This is a genomic window from Pseudanabaena sp. lw0831 (assembly GCF_016584665.1).
In the GTDB taxonomy this organism is placed as follows: Bacteria; Cyanobacteriota; Cyanobacteriia; order Pseudanabaenales; family Pseudanabaenaceae; genus Pseudanabaena.
The window spans coordinates 1-13356 of sequence record NZ_BBJB01000063.1; the positions used below are offsets into that span (position 1 = coordinate 1).

A 13356-nucleotide genomic window follows, 5' to 3' on the forward strand; every position below is an offset into this window, starting at 1 on the left:
CCCGCCACAACGGTTTTGGGTTTTGATTAGCTTAAATAGGTGTAACCATTTAAGCAATGCTCGTATTTTTGCAAAAACAACCTTGCTTCATCAAGAGTAATTTGCTTCTCTTGAAGAGCGCGTTCTGTCTCTTGACGAATATTTTCCAACATCGCATCGCGATTGTACTGCACATATTCTAGAACCTCGGTCATAGAGTCACCCTTGATTACATGCTCAACCTTATAACCGTCAGAAGTTGCATGAATATGGACTGCATCAGTGTCGCCAAACAAATTATGCAAATCGCCAAGAATTTCTTGATAGGCTCCACCGAGAAACAAAGCCAGAAAATAAGGCTCTTCCGAAATGAAAGGATGTAGCTCTAGAGTGGACTTAACATCGCGCAAATCGATGAAACGATCGATTTTGCCATCACTGTCACAGGTGAGATCGGCGATCGTGCCGCGACAGTTCGGTTCTTCATTCAGTCGATGGATTGGCATAATGGGGAACAGTTGATCGATCGCCCAACTATCGGGAGCAGACTGAAATACTGAGAAATTGCAATAGTAAGTCAGCGCCATCGCCTTCTCTAGATCTTCAAGATCATCGGGAACATAGTTCAGTTTGCGAGTTACCTTGAGAATGCGATCGCAACATTCCCAAAACAGTCGCTCAACTCTGGCGCGTTGTCTGAGCGTGAGATAGCCAAAGGTAAATAGACTGATCGCCTCTTGATTAAACTGGACAGCATCATGATAAATCTCTTGATAGTTATTCTCATTGATGTTTTCTAGTGTCTCGAAGAGATTGCGGATAATTAAATGTTCATCTTCTTTTAGTGGCTCAATTGCTTGATTAGGAATTCCGCTAATCCCAACCACATCAAAAACTAAAACTGACTGATGCGAAGCGATCGCCCGACCACTCTCGCTAGTGAGCGTCGGCACAGGCACACCTTTCTCTCCACAAGCATCTTTAATCGCCGCGACAATATCGTAAGCATAGTTCTGCATACTATAGTTTTTGGACGCATAGAAATTAGTTTTGGAACCATCATAGTCAACTCCCAAACCACCACCAACATCGAGATGTCCCATCGGTGCACCCAGAGCCGAAAGCTGCACATAAATCTGTCCCGCCTCCTTTAGAGCATCTTTGATGGTGCTGATGTTGCTAATTTGAGAGCCGATATGGAAGTGCAACAACTTGAGCGAATCCAGCATACTTGCAGCTTCCAATTGCTCTACAGCTTCCAAAATTTCCCACATGCTCAAACCAAACTTAGCGCGATCGCCTGTCGAATCCTCCCAATGTCCCAACCCTTTGGCACTCAGTTTCGCTCTTACGCCAACCACAGGCGCAATTCCCAGCTTAGTTGCAGCGCGGATGATCATTTCTACTTCTTCCAGTTGCTCGATCACAATGATCGTATTTTGTCCCAACTTTCGTGCTAGTAAAGCCGTCTCAATATATTCGGCATCTTTGTAACCATTGCAGATTAGTAAAGAACCTGGGGTGCGTAAAGTGGCAAGAGCAATCAATAGTTCAGGCTTAGAACCTGCTTCTAGACCAAACTGAAACGGTTTACCATATTTTGCAATTTCTTCAACCAATTGACGCTGCTGATTGACTTTGACAGGGAAAACGCCACGATAAACGCCATTGTAGTTATAGCGGGCGATCGCCTTGGCAAATGTAGAGTTAATGCGCTCAATGCGATCGGCTAAGATATCCGAAAATCTCACTAATATCGGCAGACGCAACCCTCTCTGCTTCAGATCGTTAACCAAATCAAAGAGGTCAATGCAACCACCGCGATCGCCCTTGGGGGAGACGGTCACATTACCCGCCTCGTTAATACTGAAATAAGGTTCCCCCCAGCCATTAATGCGATAAAGCGCTTCACTATCTTGAATAGTCCACTTTTTCGTATCTGCAACAACAGGTAATTGAATCTCTTGCAACATTGTTAATAAACCCTATACACCTTAGATCTACATGCTGGAATAGGCTACGCTTTGCGCTGACCGTATCAACTTTAGCACTATCAACGACAGTATCCTAGATGAATTGTGCCAAGAGCTAGCAATTCTCATTGTGAAACCGATTTTGGTGTTTCCAGCGCCTACGGCGCTGGAAACACCAAAATCGGTTTTTTGAAAGCAAGCCATAGGAGTGCTTTCAAAAAACCGATTTTTATAATGAGAATTGCTGGTGTCAAGAGCTAGCAATAAGCAGAGATAAAGAAGTTAGCTGGTCAACGATTTGTCCAGAAACATTGTGTTTTGATTGTTTATCTTGAGCGTTACAGCGCTTAGCGCTCAAACCCGAACCAAGAAATTTTTGAAAGTGTTGCTTTGCAACACTTTCAAAAATTTCTTGTGGTTCGTTTGATCGGAAATTGCTGTAAAATCTAGGATAATATATCTTCAATCTCTGCGGAAAGTAAGGATGGAATTAAATGACTACCACCAGTACCAGACCCATCACCTTTGAGCAATATCTGATTTATGATGACAGCACAGAAAGGCGTTTTGAATTTGATCATGGAAAATTGGTAGAAATGCCTCCAGCAACTAGACTTCATAACCTTGTGATGATGTTTTTGGCTTTCTGCTTGCAAACAGAAATTAAAAACTCCCATTATCCATATTGCGTTTCTGTCAATAGTACAAAAATATTTAATGGTTACAGAACTCGTCGTCCAGACATTTTGGTAATGACGATCGCCCAGTCGCAGAGTTTGGGAAATCAGCCAGATATCCTATATGAACCTTGTTTGCTTGTGGTTGAAGTTGTTAGTCCCACCTGCCGTTCTGTTGATACCATCGAAAAGCGTGATGAATATGCAAAATTCGGCATTCCTGAATATTGGATCGTTGATTTTACATTGAGTGTTTTCTCAGTTTTAGCTTTGGATCATGGAGTTTATGTCGAAAGAATTTATAAACAAGACGAACCAATTGTCTCTAATCTATTTCCTGAGATTTTCTTGACTATGAATCAGGTGATACAGAGCATTTAAACCCGAATCGAAAAATAGCTACATTTCTAACCAACTAAACAATTCACCAACTGTAAGCTGTAATCCTTCTGCAAAAGCTGGCATAGGCAAAAGGTCACTTTTATCTTCAAATATAGCTAATGTGCGATCGCTGAAATACACAAATACAATCTCTTCATTGGGGTCGATTAACCAGCCCATCTGTGAGCCATGATTGAGGCAATGGATAATATTGCGAATAACTTTAGTTTGGCTTTGGTCAGGAGAGAGGATTTCAATTGTCCAGTCTGGAGCGATCTCAAAAAGATTCGATACTTTGCGATCTAGATCGCGAGGAATATGCTCCCAAATAAATACTGAGATGTCAGGTATAATTGACCTACCACCAAAGGTACAACGCAATTCTGAGTAAGCACGAGCAATGCGTTGAGTCTTGAGTGCGAGGTTAATACTAGAACCAAGATCGAGTTGCAAACTACTGTGTTTTCCTTGGGGCATTGGCTTCTGGATGATGTCACCATCAATAAATTCACTAGCGGGCTTAGTTTCAGGAATTTGAAGAAACTCAGTAAGGGTCAAAGGTTTAGTGAGAGTTTGAACCATTGCTGTTGCCATTGTTGCTATAGTTTGCTTTAGATTATAGGCTATAGACATTCTAGCGTTTTATGGCTTGCCGATCGATGAATTTTGAAGCTGACTTAAATCTCACACTCCGCGCTCGCTATCCTTTGATTTACATACCTTCAGCAGAAGAAGAACGAGTCGAAGCCGTAATTGCCAATGTGGCAAAATCCCTAGGACGCAGCATATTTGTATGGGATTTTGTCGATGGTTATCAATCCAATCCCACAGATGCAGGGATGGGTAAGCGTAATCCTTTGCAGGCTCTAGAATTTGTCGATAAAATTCCCAAAGGTGCGGTGTTTGTATTGCGAGATTTCGATCGCTTTCTTGACGACGTTGCGATCGCACGTAAGCTGAAAAATCTTGCCCGTAGGCTCAAAAGCGAAGCCCAAAATATCATTGTGATTGCCTCACAGATTAATATTCCTGATAGCCTCAGTGAATTTTTCTCGATTTTAGAATTCCCCCTTCCCAATCCTAATGAATTAAGAACTGAAATCGATCAAATTGCTTGTTCTGTTAGTTATGCCAATCCGACTTGCGATATTCAACTTGACAAACAAGCGATCGACGATTTGGTTCGCGCTGGACAAGGCTTATCGCTTGAGAAAATGCGGCGCGTATTAGCAAAGGCGATCGCAGAAAATGGCAGATTACGTCCTGAAGATGTGGAACTAATTCTTGAAGAAAAGCGCCAAAGTATTCGCCAAACTCAGATTTTAGAATTCTATCCATCGACGACAGAAATTAGTGATATTGGCGGTTTAGATAATCTCAAAGAATGGCTCTTGCGACGGGGTAGTGCCTTTAGCGATCGCGCCCGTAAGTATGGACTGCCACATCCACGCGGTTTACTTCTCGCAGGAATCCAAGGCACTGGCAAATCCCTCACAGCTAAAGCAATTTCTCACCATTGGCATTTGCCACTATTGCGCCTTGATGTTGGTCGTCTCTTCGCAGGCTTAGTCGGTGAGAGCGAATCCCGCACCCGTCAAATGATTCAGCTTGCTGAAGCTCTTTCTCCCTGTGTATTGTGGATTGATGAAATCGACAAGGCTTTTGCGGGAACTGATGGACGTGGTGATTCGGGAACGACTAATCGCGTATTCGGTACATTTCTCACATGGATGGCAGAAAAGACTTCACCTGTATTCGTGGTAGCGACTGCGAATAATATTCGCACCTTGCCGCCCGAACTATTGCGAAAGGGTAGATTTGATGAGGTGTTTTTTGTGGGCTTACCCAATCAAGAAGAGCGATCGCAGATTTTCTCGGTGCATGTAAGCAAGTACCGCCCTCACAATACTCGCGCCTACGATATCGATCGCCTCGCCTACGAAACGCCAGATTTTTCTGGTGCGGAAATCGAGCAGGGTATTATTGAAGCAATGCATATTGGCTTCAGTCAAAATCGCGACTTTACCACCGATGATATCCTCGAAGCTGCTAGCCAAATCGTGCCACTGGCTCAAACTGCTCAACAGGAAATTCAAGTTTTACAAGAATGGGCTGCTTCAGGTAAAGCAAGGCTTGCATCAAGACAGAATGTGTTCAACAAGTAAAAACTAAGCTCCTGTAGCAAAGGGTTTGTAGGGGCTTCGCCCCCGTGCCATCCCCAGACCTCAGCTATCGCAGGAATTCTATCTGCGTAAGGTGAGTTAATAAACGGAGATAACTCTATGTCCAATGTTTTCGAGAAGATATTGAGCCTGACTAGCGGAATGATCGGTAACAATTGCTGCTACTAAAAACTTGCCATTTTTGACTGCATCTTCAAATTGCGCAGCGGCAAACATATCCAGTCCTAATCCTGCTAACACATCTAGTAAACCGCTATCGGCAGCAATATATTCCCAGTTTATTGAATTTTCGTGTTCTTGATAATTCTTAGCAATGACGACAATCTGAGAGGAGCGCAAGCCTTGCCGTTGCAGTTCCGATATGGCTTTTCTAGCTTCTAGCCTAGAAGAAAAAATATCTACTACAGTAAATATTTTTTTTGATTGAGATGAGGTATTGCCATTTTCTGCATACATCTCTGACGCGATCGCACTTGTGTCTAAACATCTTGCACTAGTTTCTGCGTGGACAGCCTCCATTCCCAAATTACTAGCATGATCGGAATCAATAGTTTTGTACTGAGTTCGCATCATCGTCAATTCTCTCCCTAAATATCTAGAATTGAAATATAGAAATCTTAATTCATTAGGACTTACGCATTAACCACAATTCGCAGGGGCAATTCATAAATTGCCCCCGCGAATTATGGTTAATGCACCGCCTTTACTGCATGGTATGTCCAGCTTCTTCTAGGACATGCTGTACTTGACTAGCTTCGCGATCGTTGCCAATCTCGATCACCAAGAACTTGCCATTGTCAACGCCTTCTACGAATTTGGAAATCGACTGCTTGCTAATTCCTAATTTGGTTAAAACCGCAGTCAATCCACCTTCCTTAGTAATGGTTTTCCAATTGATTGAGCTTTTAGGGTCTTGATAGCTTTTAGCCACGATCGACATATTCGTAACTCGCAGCCCTTTTTGCTCCATTGTCAACACAGCGCTTTTAGCTTCTTCTTCAGAATCAAAGATGTCAACCACAGTGACCCTATTGATTAATTCAGATAGAGATCTGCCATCTTCTTCATACATTTCTGGCTCGATCGCATAGTTATTCAGTAAACCTTCAGTATCGACTGTTTGACCATGGGACTCATTAATTTCGTCAGGTCTAGTTTTTTGCTCAGTTGATATAGTCATGGTATTTTCTCCTAAAGGTTGCTATAAACTACTTTGTCAAAGCAATGATTGACTTGATGTTTGAGATCAAGAAATTGAATGACTTCATTGCAAAACTTATGAGACTTTCGCAAAATGTATTTCATCGTAGGGGCAATTCATGAATTGCCCCTACGATGAAATGCGTTTTGCAAGAAATTATTGCGTAAGTCCTAACTTATAAAAGTGATTAACTGGTGTTACGTGGAAGTTTCTACAGCCCTCACCCCTAGCCCCTCTCCCGCAGGCTACCGTGTACACACAAGTCTAACCGTCTACGTTTCGATTTATCTAAGCCCCCTAAATCCCCCAATTCTGGGGGACTTTGAAAGAATTTTATTTTCTTGTTCCCCCAGAATTGGGGGCTAGGGGGCGATTAATTGTTGACATGACTGGGTTTTATGACTTGTGTGTACACGGTAGCTCCCGCAGGAGAGGGGAATAAGAAAAAATATTGGTTTTGCTCCCCTTCTCCTGCGAGAGAAGGGGTTGGGGGATGAGGGTTCCACGTAACATCAGTGATGAAGAAAGATATACTCTGTGGGTACATCTTTCTTCATTACGTCCATTCTCGGATTTCTAGTTCTTTTTGTGGCAACAATAAACTTGCTTCTATTTCTTTACGAATACTTGTTGTGACTTCGCAATTACTATTGAGGCAATCGAGCAGCAACTGATTAGCATCGTAATAGCTTTGTAATACTAGCTTCTGATTAGAATCAAAGTTCCATTGATTACTAATGTCGCGATGGGTCGCGATCGATGATTGAAGCTGTTTTACCCAAGTTGCATAGTTGTTTTTGCACCATTTCTCAAAGCTGTTTTTACTGTGATCGTTATTGGGTAATTTATCGATAAGTTGTTGCAGCGATTTATGAAATCCTAAATCTACCACCATCCCTAAAATATTGCTCAGGGCATCGCTACAGGAATGTATACTGGCAAAGTCTTTGCTCTTATTTAACGCGCATTCTTGTAATAAGTCATCTAACGCCGCATCTAATAATGCACCTTTATCTAAGGTACAGGCTAGAGCGAAATCAGGCACAAGATGCGGTGTACGGGATAAAGCCAAATAAAAGGCGCGTTCTGTAGCAGGTTTAGATTCAGGTGGATTGCTTTCTGCTTTATTGTTTGCCCAAGTCAAAAACTCTTGCAGATAAGGATCTTCAGAGACAATGGCATCAATTCCTAGCTTCATTAACTCCACTAATCCGTCGGCACTGCGGAGCATACTTGCGGTCAGCAAAAAGATTTCTCGCCAATAGGGATCGGTCATATGGGTTACAAGTCCCTGCAAAGAGTCTCCTAATGATTGGAGATTATGACTAGCGACGATCTTTCGCGCCGTGAAATACTCTTGTAACGCCAAATAGGAGAAAGAGAAGATACCGCGTGCCCGTTCGGCTAGAAGCCCATGTTGAGACTCGATCGCCCTAAGTATTGCCGCACTTGCCTGTTGAATCTCTTCAGGGTCGTTACTTGCGTCAGGGAGATTTTGCATATAGTCACTGATATGTTGCTCAATCACGCCTTCTTCAAAAAAGTACTGACCTTTCTCGAAGGTTGCCGAGGCAATCTGACTCAATAGCTTTAGCTTCTGCGGCAGCAAAAAACCTTGATATATTTGATCCCGTTCAATGCCTCTTGCTTCATCCCATTTTCCTAATAGCAGATCCATGCCTTGCTTATAAAATTCCGATTGCTTCAGGGGAAATTTATCTTGACGTTGGAATATGGAACAGGCTAAATGTAAAAATAGCGGCGTGGTAATCAGTCGTCGGAATCGCCAATTTTCTGGTAATTCCAAATTTTCCATAAACTCTGATGCACTCGTCAGCCCTTTTGATTCATTCGTTCTGCTAAATTCGATAAACCATTTCTGGGCAAAGGCAGCTATTTGGGTTTCGGTAAAGGGAGCAATCTCTACATCAGTGAATCCATTGATTGATAGCCTCTGAGCCGCCGTGCGACATGCCACAACAAACTGATTTCGATGAAATTTGTCGCAAAATCGACGAATTTCATTTAAAACAATATGTTCATCTTCATGGCAGACTTCATCTATACCATCAATTAGGAGCAAAACTCGACCACTATGCAGGAGCTTCTTAATGATCGCTGGTTGGGAAATGTCTGAGGTGAGAAACTCTTGATGGATATATTCTAATAAATCTGCTTGATGGCTATCTCGACAGCTTTCGGCAAAGTCTCTTAACACTATAAAGATAGGGACTTTGTCTGAACTAAACCGATCGCGGTTACATTGCACTGCTAAATGTTTGAGAAATGTAGACTTGCCAGCTCCAGGTCCACCTAAGACTCGCAGTTTACTAAATTTTTCTACTGCTTGCATACCAGAAATTTGGCTTTCTGTGATTTTACCTAATCCGAAGCGATCGATATCTTCGGGCTTGAGGCTTTTAATTTCAGAGACTTCTAACCATTGCTGACTGGAGATTTGCTCTAAAATATTCAGGTCAATATAGATATGATCGATGGAAACAGGACGATTAATATCTAATAGTTGCAGGATGCCGCATTGATGGTCTATCTTTTCCATTCGTTGCGATCGCACTATTTGCACTAAAGCATCTATTCCTAGTGTTGCTATATCATCACTAGTCTCATCGCTGTCAGTGAGATGGTTGTAGTCTAATGGAGGATTGAGAGCAATATCTCGCCAATCCAAATCTAGTCTTGTACAAAGCTCAAAAAAAGTATAACGTTCAATTGCTTGTCCCGCAAAAAAACGCCAAATTGGTTGTCTTGTTTTAATTCCTACTTCGTTAGCTAGATACTCCTGTGTCCATCCTTTAGAGATAAATTGCTGTTTAGCTTTTTTGGCTCCAGATGGCGACGTTTGCAGTGATCGCTTAGCCATAGGTCGATAAGCTCCAACACTTTTTAATGCTTACGTTCTACAAATTGCAATCAAAAAAACATATATACGATTGAGATGTATACATATAATTTAATCACATTCAAACAATACGTCTACAAAACACGAATTGGTATTTAGTTAACTATCTATTCATGTTTTGCATAGGTAGAAGCGATTTGCAAATTACACTTGTAATTGTTTGACCGTAAACATTTTCAATAAAAAGCGATCGTCAGTCCCCCCTTTTTTTTAGGACTTAAATCTTAAATAAATATAAACAGCATAGCGATCGCGCCCTTCTTAGCTCGCTTTAAAGAGATATTAGTGTTTTTTTTCTGCGATCTTTGGGCTTTTGAGGGCTTAGAACCCATTTAAGAATTGTAGTTTTTGCCCCCTAGCCCCCCAATTCTGGGGGGAACCATATTTAAGTCTCCCAGAATTGGGGGATTTAAGGGGGCTAGACACCTAGAACTTTAAACGAGATTTTAGGTGTTACGTAATCCTTAAATGGGTTCTTAAAAAGAATGTTCATAGCATAGCTATGCTATGTAAGTCCTATAGAATTTACGTGGCGAGTATGAACACTGTTAACACATACACTTGTACAAGATGTTGATGCTGCTAATCCCAAAAAAGCATCCCAACGGACGCGATCGCTGAAATCTCCAACATCAATAACTTGTCGCTCTGTAGAAGTTTCCCAAGGTCGTTCAGAATTAATCATGATCTTCGCTCCTGTAATATAGCAATCCTAAATAAATCGTGAGAAGTAAAAGTCCATAACAAGGGGCTTAAGCCCCTTGTCTTTCTCACATCTCATTTAGGATCGCTATATGGTTTGATGCAAGAACTAGAAAATCTAGTGAGAAGCAGAAACGAGTCGATGATCTTGAATCTTGCTCTTGGCAGTCTTAAAATCAGTCGCCAGTTGCTTCTGTTGTTCGTCGCCAAAACTACCGTTAATGCGGGGGAACATTTCATCCTCTTCTTCTTTGATATGAGCATTGACATCCGATGCCAAAAGATCTACCGCAGCTTTAAAAGCCACCGTATCTTCGCAGTTCATGGCTTTGATCTGTTCAAGCTTTTGCTTCATTTCTGCTTGTTCGTCATACAGATGCTGAATGTCGTTGTAGTAAGGACGCACAACTGGATAGATAACTTCCTCCTCGGCGGAAGAGTGAGCGCTCAAGTCTTGGTAGACCTGCCCAAAATACTCCTCTAGCTTTTGAGGATCGTCAGTGGCTTTAATCTGAGAAAGCAGAGCAAAGACCTTAGTATGATCGAGTCGAATCAAATCACAAATAGCGATCTCATGATCGCTGCCATTGATGAGACTGCCTGTAAGACCACTTAGCGCGGCGATGGTGTCTTGCACCCTTGACCACAGTCCACTGTCAGAAGGCTTACCCGTTAGCTCCATCGTACTCAGAGATTCCATGATTCCTTTGAGTTGCTCCTCATGTCCACGATTTTCAAAGTTAACCGCATTGAGGGGAGCGATCGCTACAGCAATGTCTGCACCAACTACTTGACCAGCCTTATGAACTAGAACTCCTGCCATCGCTTGAGTGTGTTTGAGGAGTTCATGCTTTGACACTTTATCAAACAAAGTGAGATCTGAATTTTCCATCATTCTCTCGACTTCTTCAATCTCTCTCTGGACACTAGGTTTAGCTTCAGCTTTAATTCCATACTGAACGATCACAGTATCGATGATACCCAAGTTTTTCTGGTCGTCTCTGAGAAATCCTTCTAAACGATTAGTGATTTCGCGATCGGGACAGGCGGCGATTAAGCTCTTTTCATTTGCAATCAGCAAGTTTTGAGTAGCTTTCATATCTGCCAATTTGACTGCGATGGCAGTACGTTTGGTATCTTCGAGTGTTACTGACATTTAGATTGCTCCTTTGTGTAGTTAAAAGATTCTTACTTCTCTTTTATAAAATCATGGCATCGGAATGTCTAACTACTTGAGTGACTTGATTAACTTGCACCATTACGAAACAAAGTGTAATAGAACTTTCGTTCTATTACACTTTGTTTCTAGTAACTCATGTTACATAGAATCTGAGAAAGAGGGCTTGGATACCAAGCCCCTACCTCTAACACTGTTGGGGCTTGGTCTCCAAGCCCTCTGCCAAGATGATATTGAAACATTAGGATTATCTGTGTTCTACATAACATCAGTTAGTAATGAAAATTCATGAATTGCCACTATTACAGCGCAAAGCGCTGTAAGTACATCAGCATAGTTAAAAAAATAAAAAAGAGCCTGTGCTGCCCGATACATCGGGCAGCACAGGCTCTTAGGTCTAAATGCATCGTGATTTAGCGACGAATTGCGGTAGCAGCGCGATCCCATGCATCTTTTACTGCATGTTTAGCTTGTTCCCAAGGTAAATTTCCAGTCTGATTTGTTTGATAATCGCGCTGCAAATCTGTTTCAACTTCGCTGTAAGTCCGACCACTATGACCATAGCGATCGTAGCCTTCATAGCCAGTGCGGTAGGCTGGTTGATAATCTTCGTAGGTTCTATCTGAATCTGCATAGGAGCTAGAAGTATAAGTCTCCTGCCAATTGGTTTCTTCAAAAGTTGGATTAACTTGTTCGGCAACATCCTTACCAGCCAAACCACCAACTACTGAGCCGATGACAGCACCAACTACAGCACCAACTGGTCCACCAACTGCGCCACCGATGACTGTGGCTACAGTACCAGCACCTGCGGCTCCCACACCTGTTCCGAGGGGATGCGCTCCTACTTCTCCAGAAAGTGGATCGAGATTCGCATCGCCTTGGTCAGTGGAATTGACATCTCTGTTTACAGTTCTATTAGTCATTTTTACTTGTCCTATAAATAATTTGTTTGCAAGTTGTCCAAAATCTTGAAATTGGAAGCCTTTCTGTAATTCTTACAACGCTTTGCACTGAATCCAGAACCAATATTTTTGTTAAAAGTACTGCTTTGCAGTACTTTTAACAAAAATATTGCTGTAAATAGCTTCTAAGCAGATCTAACTAGGCGAATCCCATATAGTAAAACCACCGCACCAATGGTTGCCACGATCAAGCTGCCAAGCAAGCCACCGCCTGTAGAGACACCAAATGTATTAAATAGGAAGCCGCCCAACAATGCGCCGATAATCCCGACAATAATATCGCCGACTACACCAAAGCCACCACCTCGAACTATTTGACCAGCTAAAGCTCCAGCCACTAGCCCGATCAAAATAAACCAAATAAATTCCATGAGATTCTCTCCGTTTATCTATTTCAAGTATTTGTGAATGAGAGGATAGGCGGCGAAGATCTTCACCTATCCTTAGTTACCGAATTTCTACCAATTCACAAAAGTGTCGTTACACTTTTGTGAATTAAAAACCAAACCCAGTAAGGGTTTTAAAAGAACAAAATGGCGTAGCCATTTTGTTCTTTTGTGTTACTGACCTAAGAAGTTTTTGACAGAGTCAATTGCTTCTTCAACCTTGTTTCCAGCTTTATCAGATAGGTCTTTGGTATTTGCCTTAACTTCATTAGCGCGATCGCCTGCCATTGCCTTGGTTCTCTCAACACCATCACCAACTTTGTTCTTGGCATCTTTAGCCATATCCTTAGCTTTGCCCATATTTTCCTTGGTGCCTTCTTTCACGTTTTTGGCTAAGTCCTTAGCGCGATTTCCAGCTTCTTTCGCAAAGTCCTTAGAAGTATCGGCAATCGTCGGATTACCAATGCTCGCCAAGGGAGATGCGATCGCCCCAGAACTAAAGAATGTCACTTGCAACATCAATACTAGCGCGAACCCAAAAGCGAAAAGGAGTCCTTTCTTGACACCATTTAGTACGGCAGTAACTGGATTATTAAAGTTACTAGCGTTGCCACTGTCTAAAATATTAGTCATTTGTTTCACCTGTAAGTTTTGTCTGTAACTCGGTAGTCAATTCCTAAGCTAACAGGCATTTGTTTGATCTCATGCTTGAAGAGTGTATAAGTTGCATGATTTGTACTAAAACAAAATAAATCTTTACGATGCAAATATCTAATTTTTTTTAAGCTTAGCAAAAACAAAAAAAGCATCTC

General features: G+C 42.0%; 12 protein-coding genes. 2 read left to right on the plus strand and 10 right to left on the minus strand.

Features of this window, described 5'->3' with window-relative positions; all coding sequences use genetic code 11:
- Positions 1 to 26 precede the first annotated feature (26 nt).
- Positions 27 to 1952 (minus strand): biosynthetic arginine decarboxylase, encoded by a 1926-nt coding sequence (gene speA, locus APA_RS12370; protein ID WP_201322577.1) that lies wholly within the window; start codon positions 1950 to 1952, stop codon positions 27 to 29.
- Positions 1953 to 2446: 494 nt separating this feature from the next.
- On the opposite strand from speA, the gene APA_RS12375 reads away from it, so the two are divergent.
- The gene (locus tag APA_RS12375; protein WP_201322578.1) at positions 2447 to 3010 is read left to right on the plus strand and encodes a Uma2 family endonuclease; all 564 of its coding nucleotides are present in this window, start codon (positions 2447 to 2449) and stop codon (positions 3008 to 3010) included.
- An 18-nt stretch (positions 3011 to 3028) separates the two neighbouring features.
- Here the strand turns inward: APA_RS12375 and APA_RS12380 are convergent, their stop codons facing one another.
- Positions 3029 to 3592, minus strand: coding sequence for a Uma2 family endonuclease (locus APA_RS12380; RefSeq protein WP_201322579.1), 564 nt, complete (start codon positions 3590 to 3592; stop codon positions 3029 to 3031).
- Positions 3593 to 3669: 77 nt separating this feature from the next.
- Between APA_RS12380 and APA_RS12385 the strand changes: the two genes are divergently transcribed.
- Complete coding sequence (locus tag APA_RS12385) at positions 3670 to 5175, plus strand: AAA family ATPase (RefSeq protein ID WP_201322580.1); 1506 nt, start codon at positions 3670 to 3672, stop codon at positions 5173 to 5175.
- A gap of 96 nt (positions 5176 to 5271) precedes the next feature.
- Here APA_RS12385 and APA_RS12390 read toward each other — a convergent pair whose 3' ends face one another.
- The 8 genes from APA_RS12390 to APA_RS12425 all read right to left on the minus strand — a co-directional run bounded on the left by APA_RS12390 (position 5272) and on the right by APA_RS12425 (position 13177).
- A complete protein-coding gene (locus tag APA_RS12390; protein ID WP_201322581.1) occupies positions 5272 to 5766 on the minus strand; it encodes a hypothetical protein in 495 nt (164 codons plus the stop codon).
- Between the two features lie 130 nt (positions 5767 to 5896).
- Complete coding sequence (locus APA_RS12395) at positions 5897 to 6373, minus strand: hypothetical protein (RefSeq protein ID WP_201322582.1); 477 nt, start codon at positions 6371 to 6373, stop codon at positions 5897 to 5899.
- Between the two features lie 577 nt (positions 6374 to 6950).
- Entirely contained in the window at positions 6951 to 9275 is a 2325-nt protein-coding gene (locus APA_RS12400) for an NACHT domain-containing NTPase (protein ID WP_201322583.1), read from the minus strand.
- A gap of 544 nt (positions 9276 to 9819) precedes the next feature.
- Entirely contained in the window at positions 9820 to 9999 is a 180-nt protein-coding gene (locus APA_RS12405; protein WP_201322584.1) for a hypothetical protein, read from the minus strand.
- 135 nt (positions 10000 to 10134) lie between these two features.
- On the minus strand, positions 10135 to 11172 hold the full coding sequence (locus APA_RS12410; protein ID WP_201322585.1) for a hemerythrin domain-containing protein: 1038 nt from the start codon (positions 11170 to 11172) through the stop codon (positions 10135 to 10137).
- A gap of 434 nt (positions 11173 to 11606) precedes the next feature.
- On the minus strand, positions 11607 to 12119 hold the full coding sequence (locus tag APA_RS12415) for a hypothetical protein (protein WP_201322586.1): 513 nt from the start codon (positions 12117 to 12119) through the stop codon (positions 11607 to 11609).
- 164 nt (positions 12120 to 12283) lie between these two features.
- On the minus strand, positions 12284 to 12529 hold the full coding sequence (locus APA_RS12420) for a GlsB/YeaQ/YmgE family stress response membrane protein (RefSeq protein WP_201322587.1): 246 nt from the start codon (positions 12527 to 12529) through the stop codon (positions 12284 to 12286).
- 189 nt (positions 12530 to 12718) lie between these two features.
- Positions 12719 to 13177: a YtxH domain-containing protein gene (locus APA_RS12425; protein WP_201322588.1), complete on the minus strand. Its 459-nt coding sequence runs from the start codon at positions 13175 to 13177 to the stop codon at positions 12719 to 12721.
- Positions 13178 to 13356 lie beyond the last annotated feature (179 nt).

Bases quoted from the DNA above. Each gene is read 5' to 3' on its own strand.
- speA (WP_201322577.1), bottom strand. From the start codon at position 1,952: ATGTTGCAAGAGATTCAATTACCTGTTGTTGCAGATACGAAAAAGTGG.
- APA_RS12415 (WP_201322586.1), bottom strand. From the start codon at position 12,119: ATGACTAATAGAACTGTAAACAGAGATGTCAATTCCACTGACCAAGGC.
- APA_RS12390 (WP_201322581.1), bottom strand. From the start codon at position 5,766: ATGATGCGAACTCAGTACAAAACTATTGATTCCGATCATGCTAGTAAT.
- APA_RS12420 (WP_201322587.1), bottom strand. From the start codon at position 12,529: ATGGAATTTATTTGGTTTATTTTGATCGGGCTAGTGGCTGGAGCTTTA.
- APA_RS12380 (WP_201322579.1), bottom strand. From the start codon at position 3,592: ATGGTTCAAACTCTCACTAAACCTTTGACCCTTACTGAGTTTCTTCAA.
- APA_RS12385 (WP_201322580.1), top strand. From the start codon at position 3,670: ATGAATTTTGAAGCTGACTTAAATCTCACACTCCGCGCTCGCTATCCT.
- APA_RS12410 (WP_201322585.1), bottom strand. From the start codon at position 11,172: ATGTCAGTAACACTCGAAGATACCAAACGTACTGCCATCGCAGTCAAA.
- APA_RS12405 (WP_201322584.1), bottom strand. From the start codon at position 9,999: ATGATTAATTCTGAACGACCTTGGGAAACTTCTACAGAGCGACAAGTT.
- APA_RS12375 (WP_201322578.1), top strand. From the start codon at position 2,447: ATGACTACCACCAGTACCAGACCCATCACCTTTGAGCAATATCTGATT.
- APA_RS12395 (WP_201322582.1), bottom strand. From the start codon at position 6,373: ATGACTATATCAACTGAGCAAAAAACTAGACCTGACGAAATTAATGAG.
- APA_RS12425 (WP_201322588.1), bottom strand. From the start codon at position 13,177: ATGACTAATATTTTAGACAGTGGCAACGCTAGTAACTTTAATAATCCA.
- APA_RS12400 (WP_201322583.1), bottom strand. From the start codon at position 9,275: ATGGCTAAGCGATCACTGCAAACGTCGCCATCTGGAGCCAAAAAAGCT.